Here is a 19,425-nt window from a genome sequence, read left to right as displayed (position 1 = left end):
CTTATAGATTTTCTTTAATAAAATTCGTCATTTTAGTATACAAGTGTAAGCGTGTGTTACCCCCGTAAATACTGTGATTTTTATCAGGATATATCGCCCAGTCAAATTGTTTATTGGCCTGTACCAAAGCCTCGATCAAACGCATACTGTTTTGAACGTGCACGTTATCATCTGCGCTACCGTGTACCAATAAAAACTTTCCTTCTAATTTATCTACATGAGAAAGTGGCGAATTGTTATCATAGCCCGAAGCATTTTCCTGTGGCGTCGTCATATAACGCTCAGTATAAATCGAATCATAAAACCTCCAGCTGGTTACCGGAGCAACAGCGATCGCCATTTTAAAGGTGTCTGCGCCTTGAAAAATACAGTTAGAAGCCATAAAACCTCCGTAGCTCCATCCCCAAATCCCAATACGGTCTGCATCTACATAATCGCGCTGTCCTAGTGCTTGTGCTGCAGCGATTTGATCTTCAACCTCATATTTACCCAATTCTTTCTGGGTCATTTTCTTAAAGTCACGGCCTTTTAATCCGGTTCCGCGTGGGTCTACACAAACAATGATATAGCCTTCCTGAGCAAGCATTTGAAACCAATATCCGTTTCCACCACTCCAGCTGTTTGCCACACTTTGCGATCCCGGCCCGGAATATTGGGTCATAAACACCGGATATTTTTTATTAGGATCAAAATCCTTCGGTTTGATCATATATGCGTTAAGCTCTTCGCCGTTTATAGGAAGCGTAAAGAATTCTTTTTCTGAAATCACATAATCGGCAAATTGATCTTTTAGCGCCTGATTGTCTTTGATCTTTCGCACTAAATCACCATCATCGGCAGCATTCAAGGTAAACACATACGGAGTTTCAGCATCAGAAAAACTCTTTATGAAATACGTGAAATCTGTACTGAAATTAGCCGAGTTGGTTCCGGCTTCAGTGGCAAGGGCTTTTTTGCTTTTTCCGTTTACTTTAACCGAATACACACCGCGATTTATTGAACCGTTTTCTGAACTCTGGTAAAAAACACGTTTGCTTTTAGGATCATAGCCGTAATAACTGGTCACTTCCCAAGGACCTTGGGTAACCTGATTCTTTAACTTCCCGTCTTTGTCATAAAGATAAATATGATTCCAGCCGTCCTTTTCGCTGGTCCAGATAAAGTCATTATCCTCTAAAAACGTCAGGTTATTGGTGATGTCTACATAAGCATCATCTTTGTCTGAAAGAATGAGTTTTGCTTCGCCAGAAGTACCGTCAACAAATAATAAGTTGACGTCGTTTTGTTTTCTGTTTGTGGTTTGCACTGCAAGCACATTTGCCTCAGGTGTCCACTCCAGACGTGGGATATAATAGTTTTGAAAACCACTTAAGTCTACCGCTTTTGTATCAGCAGAAGTCACATCGTAAATATGAAGGCTTACGGTTGCATTGGTTTCTCCGGCTTTTGGATACTTGAATGTATCTTTTGAAGGGTATAATTCATTTCCGAAGACATCCATTGAAAATTCAGGAACTTCGCTTTCATCAAAACGGATGTACGCGATTTTATCTCCGTCTGCATTCCAGTCAAAGGCTCTTACAAAGGCAAATTCTTCTTCATAAACCCAGTCTGTGATTCCGTTGATCACTTTATTCTTAGCTCCGTCTGTAGTAACCTGAGTGGTTGTTCCACTAGCTAAATCTTTAATGTAAATATTATTATCAAGACCGTAAGCCACTTTTGAAGCATCTGGTGAGAAGGTTGGCTCTTGAATGGCTTCTTCGGCAACTTGAACCAATTCTTTGGTCTCCAAATCGTAAACATAATAAACACCTAAAGACGAGCGACGATAGATCGAACGCATTTTTGTGCTTAACAAAGCCTTGCTTTCATCTGCACTTAGGGTATAACCTATAAAATAATCAAGCCCATCAATTTCGCTTGAGTTGATCAAGGTATTGACCTTTTCTCCCGTTTTATAGCTATAAACATCAAGTGTTTTTGTTCCTGTATTTCGGTCTGTATTGAGAACGGCATATTCTTTCCCATTATTCATAGAATGCAGTCGGTCAAGATATTGCATTCTAAAGGTGCCGTCGTAAATTTCTTCAAGGGTGATATTCTTTTGCTGTGCAGTGACCACTCCCGCTACCAGCAATAATAGCAAAAGGGCAGTTTTTCTAATATTCATAGTTATTATTTCGTAAAAAATAGACCGCCAATTTTACTAAAAATTAACTAAAGAAGCGTCAATTTCGTTGTTAAATACGCAGTGTTTTGCGCAAAAGAACCCTAACGTTTACAATTCTTCAATCCATTTGACGACAGGCTTCGATTTGAACTATGATTTTTTAAGTGCGTTTACACAAAAACCATCTGATTAAAAATGCTGAACTTATTTTAATCTCAAGAATCCCCTATTAAAAATGAAGATTTCGGTTAAATTGCTTCTTTAAATTACCTCGGGGCACGCTCACGAGGTAGTGGTTGAAAACAAATTTTTAATTTCGAGCTAAGCTTCTGGGAATTACACCCTTTGGCGGCGCCAATAAAACACACAAGATCCTAATATAGACTTGCGTTATCAATATTTTTAAGACTATGTCTCGTACCGTTCAAGGTTTTTCTCGTTTAACAAAGGAAGAAAAGATCAATTGGTTGACTGAAAACTTCTTAGCAGACAACCCCAATGCTTCGACTATATTAAAGCAGTATTGGAATGATGATAAAAAATTGCAGCAGTTACACGATGAGTTTATAGAAAACACCATCTCCAACTATTATCTTCCGCTAGGGATCGCGCCCAATTTTGTGATCAACAATAAGAGTTTTGCGATCCCTATGGCGATCGAAGAAAGCTCAGTAGTCGCAGCAGCGAGTAAAGCAGCCAAATTCTGGATGTCTCGCGGCGGATTTAAAGCAAGGATTTTAGGTACTGAAAAAATAGGCCAGGTTCATTTTACCTATACCGGAGATACCAAAGCGTTGCTATCCTTTTTTAATCGGGTAAAAGATGAAATCCTAGAAGATCTGGAGCCGCACACACAATCGATGAAAAGTCGCGGCGGCGGATTGACCGATCTTATTCTGGTAGATAAGACCGATTCACTTGAACATTACTATCAACTGCACGCCACATTTGAAACGCTTGATGCAATGGGTGCCAATTTTATAAACACTTGTCTTGAGCAGATCGCTGAAAGCTGGCAACGCCTTTATAATGCCGAAGATTCTTTTAAAACCACAAATGCTGAAATGGTCGTGGTTATGAGTATTCTAAGCAATTATGTTCCCGGTTGCGTGGTACGCGCTGAAGTAAGCTGCCCGGTTTCTGAACTTTCTGAAGCAGACGGAATTGACCCGGAGGTATTTGCAAACAAATTTGTGCAAGCCGTGCGCATTGCAGAAGTTGAACCCTATCGCGCAGTCACGCACAACAAAGGGATTATGAATGGCATTGATGCTGTAGTCCTCGCTACCGGCAACGATTTTAGAGCGATTGAAGCAGCTGCTCACGCCTATGCGGCCAAAGGTGGAAGCTACTCGAGCTTAACGCACGCAAGTATTGAAGATGGGATTTTTAAATTTTGGATCGAGATTCCATTGGCATTGGGAACCGTGGGCGGACTCACAAAATTGCATCCTTTAGTAAAACTGAATCTTGAAATGCTGGGTAATCCGAGTGCTCCGCAATTGATGGAAATCATCGCAGTGGCTGGCCTTGCACAAAACTTTGGTGCTGTAAAGTCTTTGACGACGACCGGAATTCAAAAAGGGCATATGAAAATGCATTTGATGAATATCCTGAATCAATTTGACGCTTCAGAAGAAGAAAAAAAGATGGCAATTCATTACTTTAAGACACACAAAGTAAGTCACAGTGCTGTAAATCATTTTTTGGCAGACTTGCGCAAATCTGAAAACGCATGAAAAAGGCGCTAGGCATTTTACTTCTTTTTACAAACGGCTTGATTTGTTTTGGTCAGGAATTCTCAACGGCTTTTCAAGAACAAATAAAGAAAGCGCAACAAGAACATCAGATCCCTGCAATTTCGGTTAATCTGATTACTCCAGATACTATCTACACTTTCGTAAACGGAAAAGTACGCACAACCAAAAAAGAACGTATTACGCCAGAGGCTAAATTTCACTTAGGTTCAAATTCGAAAGCTATCACCTCTTTTATCGCAATGCATCTTTCTGAAAATAATAGCATCACTTGGGATACTTCCTTTTTTGAACTTTTCCCGGAACTCAAAGCTTCAAGCGACAAAGCTTATGAGGCGATTACTTTAAGTGATTTGCTCTCACATAACGCCAGGATCAAACCGTATACAACAGGTACCGCTTTGGCGAAATTCAACAGCCTTGCAGGCACTACTTCAGAAAAACGTTATGCATTCTCCAAAGCTGTGTTAGCTGAAACACCGGCAAAAACCGGAACGTATTCAAATGCAGGTTATGTACTTGCTGCGTTGATGCTAGAGAAAGCTTCCGGAAAGACCTTCAAACAACTTCTTGATGAGACTATGAACGAGCTCGACCTAGACTATTTTATAGGTTTTCCCAACAAAGAAAATGAAATGTTTCCTTGGGGACATATTGAAGAAAATGGAAGTTTTATTGCGCTCGATCCCAACCATCCCTACAAATTACCCAGTTATATGTCAAGCGCCGGAGACCTTTCTATGAACAGTGCAGATTATGCCAAGTTTATTCAATTGAATTTAAACGGACTTCTGGGCACTGACAACTACTTAACATCAGAAGACTATAAAACGCTACACTTTGGCAAAGCCTCTTATGCTTATGGCTGGGGGAACATCGTTAAAGACGGCGCACAATTAAGTTATCACGACGGCAGCACAGGTACCTATTATTGCCATACTGTTGTCTTTCCTGAGAAAAAAATAGCTGTTGTACTTATGGCAAACACCGCTTCACAAGAAGCCGTAAAGGCGCTTTATGAGCTTCAAAAAACCATATCAGACAATCCCAAAACTGTAATAAAGTAATATGCCACAGCATTTTTATGGCCACGGAAAACTTTTAATCACCGGAGAGTATCTCGTTCTGGATGGCGCTTTAGCACTAGCCATTCCAACCCAAAAAGGACAAAAGCTCACAGTATCAGAAACTACAACCCCAGGGATCACCTGGGAAGGCCTCAAAGAATCTGGAGAGGTTTGGTTCACTTTTCATCTGAATTATAAGATGTTTGAACAAACACAGGCAGCAAATTCAGAAAATCCGGAAGTTCGCCTTCTTCAAATACTACTGGCCGCTCAAAAACTCAATCCTGATTTTTTAAAAGACCAACCCAATTTAAAGGTGACTACGCAATTAGAATTTAATCAGAAATGGGGATTGGGCAGCTCTTCGACCTTAATCTTTATGCTTGCGCAGTGGGCGGAAGTCGACCCGTATAGGTTACTCGAACTCACCTTTGGCGGAAGCGGCTATGATATCGCTTGCGCAGGAAATGACAGCCCTATCTTGTATCAAATCACAGATGGTGTTCCTAAAGTTTTTCAGACGAATTTCTATCCGGAGTTTAGCGATCAACTTTTCTTTGTGTATCTCAACAAAAAGCAAAACAGCAGAGAAGCTATCGCCAATTACCGTAAACAACCTGAGGAACGTAAAAAAGAGGCTATACAGAAGATTTCAGGCATTACAGAAACTTTATTGACTACAGATAGCATTTTTAGTTTCAACGCGCTTATAGACACTCACGAACGCATTATTGCTTCCGTTTTAAATATCCCGACAGTCAAGCAACAATTATTTCCTGATTTTAAAGGAAGCATCAAGAGCCTTGGCGCATGGGGCGGCGACTTTATTTTAGCAACCGGAGGCGCAGATGCTCAAGAATATTTTAGCGCTAAAGGCTACACCACGATTCTTTCTTTTGAAGAAATGATTTTTAAAGGCTAAGCTTTAGAACATATTCCCGTAAACTACCTCGGGGCAGGCCCAGGAGGCATTGCTAGGAAACGAGTTTTCAATTTCTAGGCAAGCCTCGGGTTACTTAACCCTTTGGTGATGCCAATAAAAAAAGCGCCGCACAAATGTGCGGCGCTTTTTTATACTATTAAGAATAGGTATCTCCTAGTAAAAGTTAGATCTTCTATCTTCAATTTCTGCTGCATCCTTAAGCGCTTGTATTATTCTCATATTAACAGTAGCACGGTCAGCATTTTGTTTCTGCACAGCAAAACTAGCGTAGTTATCTAGTTCACGTGCCGGAGTGATCTTAGTTACTTTCACAACATATACTCCGCGATTTCCTTCAATAGGCTCAGAAACTTCTCCTTCTTCAAGACCAAAAGCCTTACCTACAACTTTAGGCTCGGTTCCAGAACCTGCAAGAGTTGGATTTTTAAGGTTAACACCAGGAGAGGTTTGAACAGTAGTATTGTTTGCACTTGCAATAGCACTTAGATCAGAACCACTGATGTTCTTCTTGATTTGTTCTGCTTTCTTTTGATTGCGTAAAACAGGCGTCACACGTGGTGAAGCTTCATCTGCAGGAAGCAGACCTTTTTCGGTCTTCTTGGTAACTTGTACTACTAAATAACCACCTTCAACATTAAAACGCTCTACATCTCCAGTCTTGCGCTCTTCATCAAATGCCCATCTGATGATTTCACGCTGGCTTCCTTGTCCAGGTAAGGTTTCATCTAAAGCATTGATGTTGTTTACCGGGCGTACATTGTAACCGCCTTCTTTTGCGATATCATCAAAACCGTTTTTATCTTCAGTAACTGCCATTTGAAATTTGGTAGTCTCATTAAAAACATTATTGATGGTTTCCTGAGAAGGCTCCACAGCTTTAGTTACCGTAGCCAATTTGATCGCACGTTGTACATTCTTTTGATCTGTAATGCGGATCACGTGATATCCAAAACGCGATTCAACAACACCTACATCTCCGGTTTTTCCGTCAAAAATGAAATCGTTGAAAGGTTTTACAAAACGACCTTTTGTCGCGTAACCTAAATCACCACCTTTTTCTTTGCTTCCATCAGCTGAAAACTCAGGAGCTAAGTCTGCTAATTTAGATGGAGCAGCTTTGATCACACCTGCAAGACTATCAGCAAGTGCTTTTGCTTCTGCCTTAGTACGTGTTTGCGCTCCTGCATTAGCAAGACCTTGATAGGTTAATAAAATGTGCGATGATTGAACGGAATCAGGAATTTGAGTTACCGCAACAACTTTTGAAATTTTAAAGGTTTCGCCGTCTTTGTAAGGACCGTAAACCGCTCCTTCATCAAGAGCCCAAAGTTCATCTGCAGCTGCAGAAGGCAATTCGTTCTTGAATAAATATGCATCAGTATAACGCTCATCTGAATATTCGTTTACAAAATCTTCAGGATTTGTAGTTGTTGCTAATCCTGCAACCGTATCGTTAGTTTTTGTAGCCGCAGTATATTCAACTCGTTTTTCAAGTAATTGCGTCAGACTTTCTTTTACCGCTTCTTCATCTTTTAAAGTAGGATCTTCATTGAATTTCACATAACGAATGTTACGGGCAGCTTCAGTTTGAAATTCATTTGAATGTTCTTTGATGTATGCAGTAATTTCTTCTTTTGACACAGAAACCTCTTCATCAGGAATAGAAGTGTAAGGCACTTGCACGTATTCTAGATCACGCAGGTTATTTTCCATTTCAAAAGCCATTTGACCTTCTTTAAAGCTTGTGTTTAAACCTGCTTTAATCAAGCTGAAATAGATTTGACGTTGCTCATTTTTTGCCAGCTGCTGCTCGTAAGCAACCCACTGCTGATACATCTGCGGATTTGTAGACTTCAATGTCGCGATGTATTCTTTTAATTTTTGCTCACTAAAAACTCCGTTTTCATTCTGAAAATTAGGATCGGTTTGTAGTGCTTCTTTAAGCAAATCATTAATACGGTCTTGCTCGATACTAATTCCTAACTCTTCATACTGCTCGTCAAGAATGATACGACTCACTTCTTGCTCCCAAGCTGCATTAACCGCTTGTGTATTTGTAATATTATTACCGTAACGCGCTGTCTGCTGGTCTACTAATTGTGCAAATTCTTGTTGCTCAATATCTGTATCGTTTACAGATCCTAGAACTCTCTGAGACTTTTCTGTAGAAAAACCTCCGTTTTTAAATACATCAGCCAATACGAAGGCAAATAATGCCAAAGCGATGATCGCAATTAAAAATACAGAGCGCTGTCTAATTTTGTTTAAAACTGCCATTTTTTATGTGTTTGTCAAATAGTGGGCGAAAATACCATTTTAAATGAAAAAATAAAATCTAAAATCGCCAAAATAAAAAGTAATGTTAAAGGAAATTAGTACCGCATTTTAGTCGTTTTCTACAACGCGCACCTGCACCAATTCTATCTTGGTATTTGAAGTTTGAATAATATGAAATTGATAGCCTTCTATATCGACGACGTCGTTCTCTTCAGGAATACCTTCGGTATGATTAACAATGAGTCCGCCCAAGGTTTCATAGTTCTCATCTTCAGGAAGTTCTAACTTATACGTTTCATTGATGTAATCGACTTCAAGACGTGCCGAAAATTTATAAACGCCTTCTGCAACTTCTTCTTCGATCAAGACAACACTATCATGCTCGTCTTCAATCTCCCCAAATAATTCTTCTACAATATCTTCAACCGTCATCATCCCGCTAGTACCGCCATATTCATCTATAACTACGGCAATACTTTTACGTTTTTTGATCAAGACGTTCAGCACATCTTTAACGAGCATAGTTTCGGGCACAAAAATCACAGGTCGCAAAACATCGGTGATACTCTGTGGTTTTTTAAACAGCTCAAACGAGTGCACATATCCTACAATATCATCAATAGAATCCTGAAAGATCAAAATTTTTGAAAGACCGGTTTCGGTAAACATCGCATTAAGCGCATCTAATGATTCCTCCTTCTCCACCGCCACGATCTCGGTGCGCGGAATCATCACTTCTCTGGATTTTACTTCTGAAAATTCCAATGCATTTTGAAAGATCTGAATCTCAGAATCCAGCTCTTCATTGGTTTCAACCGACTCTATTTGTTCGGTTATATAATTTCCTAGTTCAACTTTGGTAAATGCCAATTGCACCTCGTCTCCTTCGGTCTTAAAGAATTTCTTCAGCACTTTATCTGAAATCCAGATAATAAAAGAAGAGATCAAACTGAAGGCTACATAAAAAAGATAAGCCGGCACGGCAAAGACCTTTAGCAACGAATTTGCATAAATCTGAAAAAACACTTTAGGGAGAAATTCTGCAGTAATCAGCACCACAAGTGTAGAAATCAAGGTTTGCGTAAGCAGGCTGAATTCCACAAAAAAATTAGTCAGCCATGGGTAACCAAAATCTGCGCCTTCAACCCAGGTTTGCAATAAACCGCCCATATAATAGGCATAAACCACAAGCGCCAGATTATTCCCCACCAGCATGGTAGCGATGAATTTGGAAGGCTTTTCAGTAAGCTTGGTAAGTACTTTTGCTATAAGATCATTTTGTTTCTTCTCTATTTCAATATGAATTTTATTTGAAGAAACATAGGCGATCTCCATCCCAGAAAAGAACGCCGAAAGAATTAAAGAAACAATGATTATGAGAATCTCGGTCTCCATAAATTAATTCTGGTTGCGTTGCTCGTATTTTTTCCTAAACCTGCGTTTGAAAAAATACATTCCTATTGCTACTGCCACAAAAAACAGAAACACATAGGCTTTATTACGCTCTGTCCCCCAAATTCTGAAAGCCTCAAATAAAAATAGGGCTGCAAAAAATAAGTAAGCGTACTCGAAGTATTTAAAATATTTTGACATTATTGTATACTATCATTAGGTGCCGCTGTAGCAGTTTCACTCACATACATACGGGCTTGATTATCTAAAGATATAAAATTTTTGAAGTCTTCACTGCTGTCAAACAAGTCTCCATTATTATAAGAATCGTCAGGAAACTTTATGGTATAGGGTTTATCTGTAAAAACCCATTTGTTTTTTTGATCCCAATACAATTGTGAAGCATCAAGCCGCGTAGAGTCGCTGGTGATCAACACCACATTTTTGCGCAGATCAATCAAATTAGTACGTTTATAACGTATCGCATAGTCAGAAGTGACATAATTCTCCTTTTGATTATCATCTATAAACGTCACCGATACACCTTGAGGAAACTCTTCATAAGGAAAATCTACCAAGCCATACTCGATAATGAGTGGAGTTTTTAATGTCGCCACAACCTTACCTGAATCGGTATACTTTAAAAGCACACCTTCTCCTTCTGCCGAAGGACCTTCTGAGCGCTGATTGAACTTTTGAATCTCGCCGGTGTCATTCCCGCAGCTAAAAAACAAAGTCACAGCAAATGCTGTGACTAAGTTTAAGATTATATGTCTTGATTTTATACGCACTATAGATTCGGTACGGTTACACTACCGCCTACCCAACAGTTAAAAGTAATACGTTGACCTGCATTACCTGCATTAAAAATCATTGTTCTATCAGGAGCAAGACCTCTATATGCTGCTGCAGTTTTTTGTGCTGTACTAGATAGCGAAGGGTCTATACGACCTGCACGCTCAGCCATATCTGCTGCTAACCAGTAGATCGCTCTTTTGTTGAAAACAGAGTCTCCACAGCTGTTAGCGCTTTTAGCATACATATCTGCAATTCTCAAGTAAACAATACCCATAGAAGGCTGTGCTGCCACCGCTTTCTGGTAGTAACCACGAGCTCTACCGTAGCTTCCTTTTTCTCTAAAGTTTTCCCCAAGTCTATAGTATACTTTAGCTTTTTCAGCAGGCTCTGTTTGACGCTCTGCAGACTCTTCATAATACTCGATAGCTTTAGCATCCTCACCTCTTTGCTCAGCAAGACGACCTAAGTAGAAAGAAGTTTTTGCTGAAGGCTCTAAAGTGTTTAACTGCTCTACAAGTGTCACAAACAATTCACTATCTGTACACTCTTTAGCAACAAGACGACCAGCTGCACCTCTTACCCAAGCAACATCATTTTTCTTAGCTTCATAATCTGCCTCATAGAAAGGAATCAAACGATCACAATCTGCAAGAGCTCCTAATTTCTGATTGATACCTGCAGAAATTTTTGAATAGTTAGAAAGGTTAACTTCAGAAACCTGCTCTACGCGTTTTTCCTGAGAAGTTAAAGCTGTACCTGCTTCTTTTTTCTCCAAAATCTTCTGAAGACGCTCTGCATAATTGTTTTGAACATCAGTTATTTTTGTTTGCAATGCATCATAAAGATCAAATACTTCTTGCAATTCGATCGCACCTGCTTCCTGCAATTCTACAGCCAAGTTGAAATATACATAAAGACCCTTTGCATTATTGAAAGTTTCCTTATCAGTCTCCCAAGCTTCATTAAACATTGCATATTGCTCTTGAGCAGTACCAATTTTATTTTCGTTCATCACAAGCGCAACATCAGCGATATCATCACCTTCTTTGGCTTTACTTGCGAAGTGTGTTTTTTTCTCTTTATATAATTTCTTTAAATCATCAAGAAATGCTTTTTGCTCTGCACCAGACGAGTTTTCAATTTTATAGTGAAGAATGCGCTCTCCATATTGGTAAAGAGCGTAAGACGTGGTAGGACAGTCTTTACGCAGTTTCATAAATGGTTCATAAGCCGCATCGTAGTTTTTAACTTTTGCGTGTTCTGAAAATATAGACATTGTGGTGATGCATTCTTCAGTCGCTTGAGCGCTTACGAAGTTTACAGCTCCCACAAGGGCTATAAAAAGTAATGTCAGTTTAGTTTTCATCATTGTAAGGTTTAAAAAAGCAATATTAAGAATTTTAGTTGTATTTGTTAGGAACAAACCACGGTCTAAGCGGGTTAAGCGATAAACTAAGACCAACTTTGAAAAAATCTTCTTTTACCAGTCCGGCGGTGGTTGTACCACGCTGCCCGTACTCAAAAGTTAAGTTGGCATTACTGAATCCTCTTCCTAACGGTAATCCAAGTCCAAAAGATATGCCAAACTCATCAATCGACTGATTTTCTATCAATAAACCTGATTCTTCGTAACGAGCACCTAACCTATAAGTAACTCTACCCCAGTAACTTGTTATCGAATTATAATCAGGAACAAAATAACCTCCTAAACGATACTTAAACGAATCTTCATAGCTTGCATTAGCAATATTAAAACCTCTGTTTGAGGTGTTACTGGTTTCTGCAAACTCAACCTGACCACCGGCAAACCACTTGTTTACTTGCCCGGCTCCTAATCCAAAACTATATTTATTTGGAATAATTGACTCCGTATCACCTACTGGAAAATCCTGAGAATCTACCACTCCTACGACGGCGTTATCCAATCTAGAATAAATCACAGATTGCAGCGAACGCTCATTTTCTAAAGTAAGGCTGGTTTCAGGCTGAAAACTTGCTGAAGAATAAATTTTATACTTTTTTGCAAATGTCAATTCGTACTGCGCACCAAGATTATACGTAAATCCGCTTACATCAGATTGTTCGATCTCGCGTACACTATACTGCTGATTTGCATCTGCCTGAATGTTTTCATTTCTGATATTTCCGAAGTTATAGCTTCCTTCAGCCCCTATTCTAAAGCCTTTAAACAGTTCAATACCGGCTGCTAGAAAAGCACGGTTCACACCACCTCTTCCTGAATATTGCGACAGCGACTCATCATCACCATCAAAAATCTCATAATCAACAGAGGTTTCTGGAATTAATCCAAAGCCAAAACCCAAACGTTTTGAAACGGGAAATGAAAGCGACAAATAATCTATAGTGGTTGAAGTCGTAGAACCGGTCTCTCCGCTCGCCTCTAGGTTCGTCTCGCGATGACTTCCGGCGATGGTAAAATTGGTAAGCTTTAATGCTCCAAAACCTGCCGGGTTTTGAAAATTGGTATGTATACTATCACCTAAGATACTTATACCTCCCATCGCTTGATTCTCTATAGACCCTTTAAAGTTAGAGAGCCCTAAACCATAAAATGAGTATGGTGATGAATTTCCTTCCTGAGCAAATGCAGAAGTTGTAATGGTGATTAAAACAACTACTAATATCCTTTTTATCATTAATCTCTATTAAATTCTATTATATAATTCAGTCCTTCCAGGAGAAAATTAGAATTCGCAAAGATGCCATTTTTTAGCCTACTAGACAAAAATTGCCCATCTCCTCCTGTTAAAATAATCGTTAACGGCTCATAATTTGATTTATACCAACTAATTACCCCTTCTATTTCGGCCAAAATACCGTGGATTGCTCCTGATCGCATGGCACTTTTTGTATTCTTACCTATAACATTTTCAGGCATTTCAGGATAGTCTACCAACGGTAATCCGGCTGTAAATTCGTGCATCGCTCTAAAACGCATACCCAAACCAGGCGATATTGCTCCACCTTGATAAACATCTGCAGTGTCTTTAAAGTCATACGTCACACAAGTACCGGCATCGATGACCAAAACATGCTTCCCGGGGTACATTTTTTGAGCACCTGCCACTAAAGCCATCCTGTCTACGCCTAATGTTTCTGGAGTTTCATAAGCATTGCTGAACGGTAATTTTGTTTTTGATGATAAAACCTCAATTGAAAGACCTGCTTTTTCTGCAAACGTGACAAAATCTTTTGAATTGCCCGTAGAACAGATCATCACCTGGTCTATGACATAGGTTTGTTGCAGTTTTGATATTTGTGCTTTTGCTGCTGCTACATCGCCACTCCAGGTTTCTATCAATTTAGAATCCTGAAATACTCCATATTTCACTCGGGTATTTCCAAAATCGACAGCAAGATTTACCATTAGCTATTTTTTTTGCAAAAATACAAATACCTAAGACCTCGCAATCATACAATTACAAAAAGGTCTAAAAATTATTAGAAGATTTTTTCATCTAACTGTTGTGCAATCTAAAAATTGATTTTATATTTGCAGCCGCTTTAGCGAGGTACCTTAGCTCAGTTGGTAGAGCAACGGACTGAAAATCCGTGTGTCCCTGGTTCGATTCCTGGAGGTACCACTTACAAACCCTGAAACTTTTGTTTCGGGGTTTTTTGTTTTAGACCAAAATGAAGCACTATCTATACATCATATATTCAAAGAGTCTAGATAAATTCTATACAGGTGAAACATCAAATATTGAAGAGCGTATTACTTTACACAACGCCCACGCAATTAAAAATGCTTACACAAAAGCCGAAATGACTGGAAACTGATGCTATCTTTTCCCTGTAAGGATAGAACCGAAGCCTTATTTCTCGAACGCTTTATAAAACGCATGAAGAGTAAGAAATTCATTCAAAAAATAATAGACAACCCCAATTTATTGTTTAACATTCTGAACAAAAGATAACCCTGGTTCCCCCGAAGCCTCGGGGCTGGAGGTACCACTTACAAACCCTGAAACTTTTGTTTCGGGGTTTTTTGTTTTTAATACCTTTCTAAAATCTTACTCCCTAAGATTGCTTTCAATTACATAAGCGCTAAGACTAAATACACACAAAGCGTTATACCATCAAAACCGCCACTATTCAAACGTGGTTACTTATATTAATTTGTAATTTTGGAAATAGTCCTTCTGGCTTTAATTAGAAGTATCAATTAAGAACACGATTTATGACGCAACTCGTAAAAACAGATAAAATTTCGCTTGAAGATTTAGCGCTTATCAAAATATCACGTAAAAATCTAGATGAAGTTTCGTTCTTAATGCGTGCACTAAATACCATAGGAACTCCTATTGATCAGGGCCTAGAACTCTTGCCAGAAAACATCCAACACAAAGTAAGCGACACTATTCAAAAAGCACTACAGCTAGCAGTAAAAGCCAACTTAAAAACATTAAGACCAGAAAAACGAAGTTTACCTTCTTCAAACTTAACCTATAAATTGGCTACCGGAATTTCAGGAGCTACAAGTGGCTTTTTTGGAGTAGCAGGTTTTACAGCAGATTTGCTGTTTTCTACTAAGTTTATGATGCGTTCTATAATGGATATAGCTCGAAGCCAAGGAGAAGACATTCATAATATTGAAACCCAATTGGCGTGCTTACAAGTTTTTGCCCTTGGCGGAACTTCTGAATACGATGACGAACTAGACACCAGCTATTATGCTACGCGTGCTGCTTTACACACCACAATGAATCAAGCCAGCGCCTATATCGCCGAAAATGGCACAAAGAAAATAATAGAAACTATCACTTCTCAAACTGCTGCCCCAATTGCACGTCTCATCAATCAAGTGGCTGCTCGTTTTAGTGTACAAGTAGGAGAAAAATTTGCTGCTCAAGCCATTCCTGTAATTGGCGCTGTGGGAGGCGCTTCGATAAATGTATTATTCATCTCGCATTTTCAGAAAATGGCAACGGCACATTTTACGTTGATACGTTTAGAGCGCAAATATTCTAAAGACTTGATTCAAGAAACCTACGAGCACTTGCAACTACAGCAATAGTAAACTTCCTCGAGACAAGCTCAAAACGCATTTTTTAGAACCAAATTTTCAATTTCGCAGAAGCTTTAGAATACTAAAATCTTTGCCGGTGCCAATAGAAGAGCAATCACGTTCTTCAAAATTTTAACACACCGATTTTTTTCGATTCGCTAAAATTAGGAATATTTCCATAATTTTGTATTAATTCCAAATTATTATGAATCGAAATATTTTACACCTTGATCTAGATACGTTTTTCGTTTCCTGTGAACGAAGATTAAACAGCAGCCTTATAGGCAAACCTGTCATTGTAGGTGGCACAGGAGATCGTGGCGTTGTAAGCGCCGCAAGCTACGAGTGTCGTGCTTTTGGTGTGCACTCAGGAATGGCGATGAGAATGGCAAGACAGCTTTGCCCACAAGCTACATACATACGTGGTAACGCGAGTGTTTACACCAAATTCTCTAAAATGGTAACCGAAATTTTACAAGAACAGGTCCCGGTTTTAGAAAAATCAAGTGTAGATGAGTTTTATGCAGATCTCACCGGGATGGATCGGTTTTTTGGTTGCTACAGGTTTGCTAAAGAGCTTAGAACTAAAATTATCAAAGAAACAGGATTACCTATTTCTTTTGGACTTTCAGTAAATAAAACGGTTTCAAAAGTTGCTACTAATGAGGCTAAACCAGACAGCCAACTCAAAGTAGACGCCGGTTTTGAAAAAATTTTCCTCGAGCCGCTTTCCATAAAAAAAATCCCTATGGTGGGAGAAAAAACCTTTCGTAGGTTTTGCCACCTCGGCGTAAAAAAAATAGGCCTCGTGCAGCAGATGCCTGTAGAGATGATGGTTTCGGCATTTGGTAAAAACGGCAGAACAATTTGGGAACGTGCTAACGGCATAGATCGCACACCCATCATACAATATCACGAGCGCAAATCGATCTCCAGTGAGCGCACGTATGGGAGAGACACTACAGACTTGGTCAAACTCAAAACTACGCTGCGCGCAATGGCAGAAAATCTGGCTTTTCAATTACGAGCAGGTAATAAACTAACCTCTTGCATCACGGTAAAAGTTAGGTATTCAGATTTTCAGACCTATTCAAAACAGCTTAAAATCCCATATACGGCAGCAGATCATAATTTGATTCCACAGGTTTTAGAGCTTTTTGAAAAATTATATCAGCGCAGACTGCTCATACGCTTAGTTGGCGTGCGCTATAGTGGTTTGACCGAAGGCCACTATCAAATAGATCTTTTTGAGAATACTAACCGCACCGTTAATCTCTACAAAGCGATGGATGCGATACGCCTGCGTTATGGTGATCGCAGCATTATGCGTGCTGCAACGTTGGGCGAAGGCTCGCGTACCATAGGCGGACAAGGCAATCCGTTTAACGGGCAACCTCCTATCGTTTTAGCGCACAGACACCAGTAGCATGTATAGAAACCTAAACATCTTATGTATTTAAATTGCCATTCCACTTTCAGCTTACGTTATGGCACTCTTTCTGAAGAAGAGTTGCTTGCGCTTGCTGAACACTATGACCTTGATTGTATCGCGCTTACTGACATTAATAACACTTCAGCAGGACTCAATTTTGTACGCAAAGCGAAAGAAAAAAATATAAAACCGGTTCTGGGTATCGATTTTAGAAACGGAATCGAGCAGTGTTATGTTACGCTTGCTAAAAACAACGAAGGCTATCTTGAACTGAATAATTTTCTGGCACAACATCTACATAAGAAAATTGATTTTCCTGAGATAGCTCCGGCTTTTGAAAATGCATTTACCATTTATGCTTTTGAACGTGCACTTGAATTAGACAAAACGCATTTTACCGAAAATGAGTTTATAGGTATTGGCATTCACGATTTGAATAAACTTCGTTTCTCACAATACAGTACGTATCATGACAAACTGGTTTTATTGCTTCCGGTGAGTTTCAATTCTAAAAAAGATTTTAATGCGCATCGGTTGTTGCGCGCAATTGATTTAAACTGCTTATTAAGCAAGCTACCTAAAGAAGAGCAAGCTTTACCTGATGAGATAATGTTTGCGCCAAAAAAAATCGAAAATCTTTTTAAAGATTACCCGCAGATTGTATCAAACAGTCAAGAAGTGCTAAAAAGTTGCAATTTAAACTTCAAATTTGCCAAAGAGCGCCAAAATCAAAACCTAAAAACCGTATTTGGGAGTGAGCAAAACGATTATAATAAACTTTTAGCGCTATGTAAAAAAGGCTTAAAAGAGCGTTATGAGGAGATTACTACAGAAATCACAGACCGGTTAGAAAAAGAGCTCAAGCTCATTAAAAAGAAAGACTTTGTTTCATTCTTTTTGATCAATTGGAAAATCATTGAGTACGCTCGCAGCAAAGATTATTTTTATGTAGGCCGCGGCAGTGGTGCCAATAGTATTGTGGCGTACCTATTGCGCATTACCGATGTTGACCCTATAGAACTCGACCTTTATTTTGAGCGGTTTATGAATGAATACAGAAGCAGTCCGCCAGATTTTGATATCGACTTTTCAACTTGGGACCGTGAAGATGTCACGGCTTACATTTTTGAAGAATTCGGAAAAAACAACCAAGTCGCCCTACTAGGTTCTTACGTTACTTTTAAACACAGTGGCGCCGTACGAGAATTAGGTAAAGTTTTTGGTCTTCCTAAAACCGAAATAGATAAACTGAGTAGCGGTAAATTTAAAGCTTCAGAACTAGACACTATTTCACAGCTTATTTTAAAGTATGCTGCTTATTTTCATAAAAAACCAAATTATCTCAGCATTCATGCCGGCGGAATTTTAATTTCAGACAAACCCATTCATTACTTTTCTGCAACGCACTTGCCGCCTAAAAATTTTCCAACAGTTCAGTTTGATATGCACGTCGCTGAAGATGTAGGCTTATGCAAGTTTGATATTTTAGGGCAGCGCGGTTTAGGCAAAATCAAAGATGCCGTTAGCATTATCAAACAGAATCAACCCGAAGCCCAACTGCTAGACATACGCAACCCAAAACCTTTTTTTACAGATCCTAACATCAATGCGATGATAGCTCGTGCAGAATGTATAGGCTGTTTTTATGTTGAATCGCCTGCGATGCGCATGCTCCTGAAAAAATTAGCAGTAAATGATTATCAAACGTTAGTAGCCGCGAGTTCAATAATAAGACCCGGTGTTGCTAAAAGCGGAATGATGCGCGAATATATTTTACGGCATAGAAATTCTGAACGCCGTAAAGAAGCACACCCCGTACTTTGGAAAATTATGCCCGACACCTACGGAATAATGGTGTATCAGGAAGATGTAATTAAAGTAGCACATCATTATGCAAAACTCACGTTAGACGAGGCAGATGTTCTTAGGCGCGGAATGAGCGGTAAATTTAGATCTAGAGAAGAGTTTCAATATGTAAAAGATAAGTTTAGAAGCAACTGCATAGCAAATGGCGAACCCGAAGATGTTGTAGATGAAATTTGGCGCCAGATAGAAAGTTTTGCAGGTTATGCCTTTGCCAAAGGACACTCGGCGTCCTATGCTGTCGAAAGCTATCAGAGTCTTTATCTTAAATGTTATTTCCCTTTAGAATATATGGTTGCTACTTTAAATAACGGTGGAGGCTTTTATAAAGCTGAATTTTACATACATGAGGCAAAAATGCATGGTGCCAGTATTGAAGCACCGTGTATTAATAAAAGTGAGATTCAAACAAGTATTTATGGCAACACCATTTATCTAGGACTTCAGCACTTAGAGGGCTTAGAAAAGAAAACTATGCTAGGCATTATAAATAATCGAGTGCACTCTAAATACACATCGTATGACGACTTTATCCAGCGTGTTCCGATAAGCCTAGAGCAACAAGAAATTTTGATTAGAATAGGTGCGCTTAGAAGCCTAGGAAAAGACAAACATAGTTTGCTTTGGGAAGCTCATTATAAAGAGAACACAATCCCTGAAAATGAATCCCAACAAAGCTTTTTCAAAATTTCAT

At 39.2% G+C, this 19,425-nt stretch carries 14 protein-coding genes and 1 tRNA gene (1 of these 15 running past the window's edge); 8 read left to right on the top strand and 7 right to left on the bottom strand.

The window, feature by feature from the left end; all coding sequences use genetic code 11:
- Position 1: 1 nt before the first annotated feature.
- Positions 2-2,173: a S9 family peptidase gene (locus MED217_RS03365; RefSeq protein WP_009779069.1), complete on the bottom strand. Its 2,172-nt coding sequence runs from the start codon at positions 2,171-2,173 to the stop codon at positions 2-4.
- Between the two features lie 410 nt (positions 2,174-2,583).
- Here MED217_RS03365 and MED217_RS03360 point away from each other — a divergent pair, with 410 nt between their 5' ends.
- Genes MED217_RS03360 through MED217_RS03350 form a run of 3 tightly spaced genes read left to right on the top strand, consistent with a single transcriptional unit; the run spans position 2,584 to position 5,919 of the window.
- A complete protein-coding gene (locus MED217_RS03360) occupies positions 2,584-3,912 on the top strand; it encodes a hydroxymethylglutaryl-CoA reductase, degradative (protein WP_009779068.1) in 1,329 nt (442 codons plus the stop codon).
- Complete coding sequence (locus MED217_RS03355; protein WP_009779067.1) at positions 3,909-4,997, top strand: serine hydrolase domain-containing protein; 1,089 nt, start codon at positions 3,909-3,911, stop codon at positions 4,995-4,997. The genes MED217_RS03360 and MED217_RS03355 overlap by 4 nt, the downstream gene beginning before the upstream one ends.
- Position 4,998: 1 nt before the next feature.
- Positions 4,999-5,919 (top strand): GYDIA family GHMP kinase, encoded by a 921-nt coding sequence (locus MED217_RS03350; RefSeq protein ID WP_009779066.1) that lies wholly within the window; start codon positions 4,999-5,001, stop codon positions 5,917-5,919.
- Between the two features lie 174 nt (positions 5,920-6,093).
- On the opposite strand, the gene MED217_RS03345 is transcribed toward MED217_RS03350, so the two are convergent.
- The 6 genes from MED217_RS03345 to MED217_RS03315 all read right to left on the bottom strand — a co-directional run bounded on the left by MED217_RS03345 (position 6,094) and on the right by MED217_RS03315 (position 13,795).
- Positions 6,094-8,217, bottom strand: coding sequence for a peptidylprolyl isomerase (locus tag MED217_RS03345; RefSeq protein ID WP_009779065.1), 2,124 nt, complete (start codon positions 8,215-8,217; stop codon positions 6,094-6,096).
- A 108-nt stretch (positions 8,218-8,325) separates the two neighbouring features.
- Positions 8,326-9,612, bottom strand: coding sequence for a hemolysin family protein (locus MED217_RS03340; protein ID WP_009779064.1), 1,287 nt, complete (start codon positions 9,610-9,612; stop codon positions 8,326-8,328).
- Positions 9,613-9,809: 197 nt separating this feature from the next.
- Positions 9,810-10,400, bottom strand: a complete 591-nt coding sequence (gene lptC, locus MED217_RS03330) for an LPS export ABC transporter periplasmic protein LptC (protein WP_040532557.1) — start codon at positions 10,398-10,400, stop codon at positions 9,810-9,812.
- Positions 10,400-11,773 carry a tetratricopeptide repeat protein gene (locus MED217_RS03325; protein ID WP_009779061.1) on the bottom strand — a complete coding sequence of 458 codons (1,374 nt, stop codon included), beginning with the start codon at positions 11,771-11,773 and terminating at the stop codon, positions 10,400-10,402. Before MED217_RS03325 ends, lptC begins: the two co-directional genes overlap by 1 nt.
- A 34-nt stretch (positions 11,774-11,807) precedes the next feature.
- Complete coding sequence (locus MED217_RS03320) at positions 11,808-13,064, bottom strand: BamG family beta-barrel-assembly machinery protein (protein ID WP_009779060.1); 1,257 nt, start codon at positions 13,062-13,064, stop codon at positions 11,808-11,810.
- A complete protein-coding gene (locus tag MED217_RS03315; RefSeq protein ID WP_009779059.1) occupies positions 13,064-13,795 on the bottom strand; it encodes a type III pantothenate kinase in 732 nt (243 codons plus the stop codon). Before MED217_RS03315 ends, MED217_RS03320 begins: the two co-directional genes overlap by 1 nt.
- A 144-nt stretch (positions 13,796-13,939) precedes the next feature.
- Here MED217_RS03315 and MED217_RS03310 point away from each other — a divergent pair.
- From MED217_RS03310 to MED217_RS03290, 5 genes are all read left to right on the top strand, one after another.
- Positions 13,940-14,012: transfer RNA gene (locus MED217_RS03310), tRNA-Phe, on the top strand.
- A 49-nt stretch (positions 14,013-14,061) separates the two neighbouring features.
- A complete protein-coding gene (locus tag MED217_RS19355) occupies positions 14,062-14,208 on the top strand; it encodes a GIY-YIG nuclease family protein (protein WP_273006568.1) in 147 nt (48 codons plus the stop codon).
- Between the two features lie 400 nt (positions 14,209-14,608).
- Positions 14,609-15,445, top strand: coding sequence for an EcsC family protein (locus tag MED217_RS03300; RefSeq protein ID WP_009779058.1), 837 nt, complete (start codon positions 14,609-14,611; stop codon positions 15,443-15,445).
- A gap of 196 nt (positions 15,446-15,641) precedes the next feature.
- The gene (gene dinB / locus MED217_RS03295) at positions 15,642-16,862 is read left to right on the top strand and encodes a DNA polymerase IV (protein ID WP_009779057.1); all 1,221 of its coding nucleotides are present in this window, start codon (positions 15,642-15,644) and stop codon (positions 16,860-16,862) included.
- A gap of 24 nt (positions 16,863-16,886) precedes the next feature.
- On the top strand, positions 16,887-19,425 hold the 5' portion of the coding sequence (locus tag MED217_RS03290; protein ID WP_009779056.1) for a DNA polymerase III subunit alpha. Its footprint extends 470 nt past the window's final position; only the first 2,539 of its 3,009 coding nucleotides appear in the window; it begins with the start codon at positions 16,887-16,889; its stop codon lies off the right edge, out of view.

It is taken from the genome of Leeuwenhoekiella blandensis MED217, assembly GCF_000152985.1.
GTDB lineage: Bacteria > Bacteroidota > Bacteroidia > Flavobacteriales > Flavobacteriaceae > Leeuwenhoekiella > Leeuwenhoekiella blandensis.
This window is presented reverse-complemented; position numbering and strand designations above follow the sequence as displayed.

Coding starts and splice junctions, on each gene's coding strand:
- MED217_RS03365 (WP_009779069.1), bottom strand. CDS start 2,173: ATGAATATTAGAAAAACTGCCCTTTTGCTATTATTGCTGGTAGCGGGA.
- MED217_RS03360 (WP_009779068.1), top strand. CDS start 2,584: ATGTCTCGTACCGTTCAAGGTTTTTCTCGTTTAACAAAGGAAGAAAAG.
- MED217_RS03355 (WP_009779067.1), top strand. CDS start 3,909: ATGAAAAAGGCGCTAGGCATTTTACTTCTTTTTACAAACGGCTTGATT.
- MED217_RS03350 (WP_009779066.1), top strand. CDS start 4,999: ATGCCACAGCATTTTTATGGCCACGGAAAACTTTTAATCACCGGAGAG.
- MED217_RS03345 (WP_009779065.1), bottom strand. CDS start 8,217: ATGGCAGTTTTAAACAAAATTAGACAGCGCTCTGTATTTTTAATTGCG.
- MED217_RS03340 (WP_009779064.1), bottom strand. CDS start 9,612: ATGGAGACCGAGATTCTCATAATCATTGTTTCTTTAATTCTTTCGGCG.
- MED217_RS03325 (WP_009779061.1), bottom strand. CDS start 11,773: ATGAAAACTAAACTGACATTACTTTTTATAGCCCTTGTGGGAGCTGTA.
- MED217_RS03320 (WP_009779060.1), bottom strand. CDS start 13,064: ATGATAAAAAGGATATTAGTAGTTGTTTTAATCACCATTACAACTTCT.
- MED217_RS03315 (WP_009779059.1), bottom strand. CDS start 13,795: ATGGTAAATCTTGCTGTCGATTTTGGAAATACCCGAGTGAAATATGGA.
- MED217_RS19355 (WP_273006568.1), top strand. CDS start 14,062: ATGAAGCACTATCTATACATCATATATTCAAAGAGTCTAGATAAATTC.
- MED217_RS03300 (WP_009779058.1), top strand. CDS start 14,609: ATGACGCAACTCGTAAAAACAGATAAAATTTCGCTTGAAGATTTAGCG.
- dinB (WP_009779057.1), top strand. CDS start 15,642: ATGAATCGAAATATTTTACACCTTGATCTAGATACGTTTTTCGTTTCC.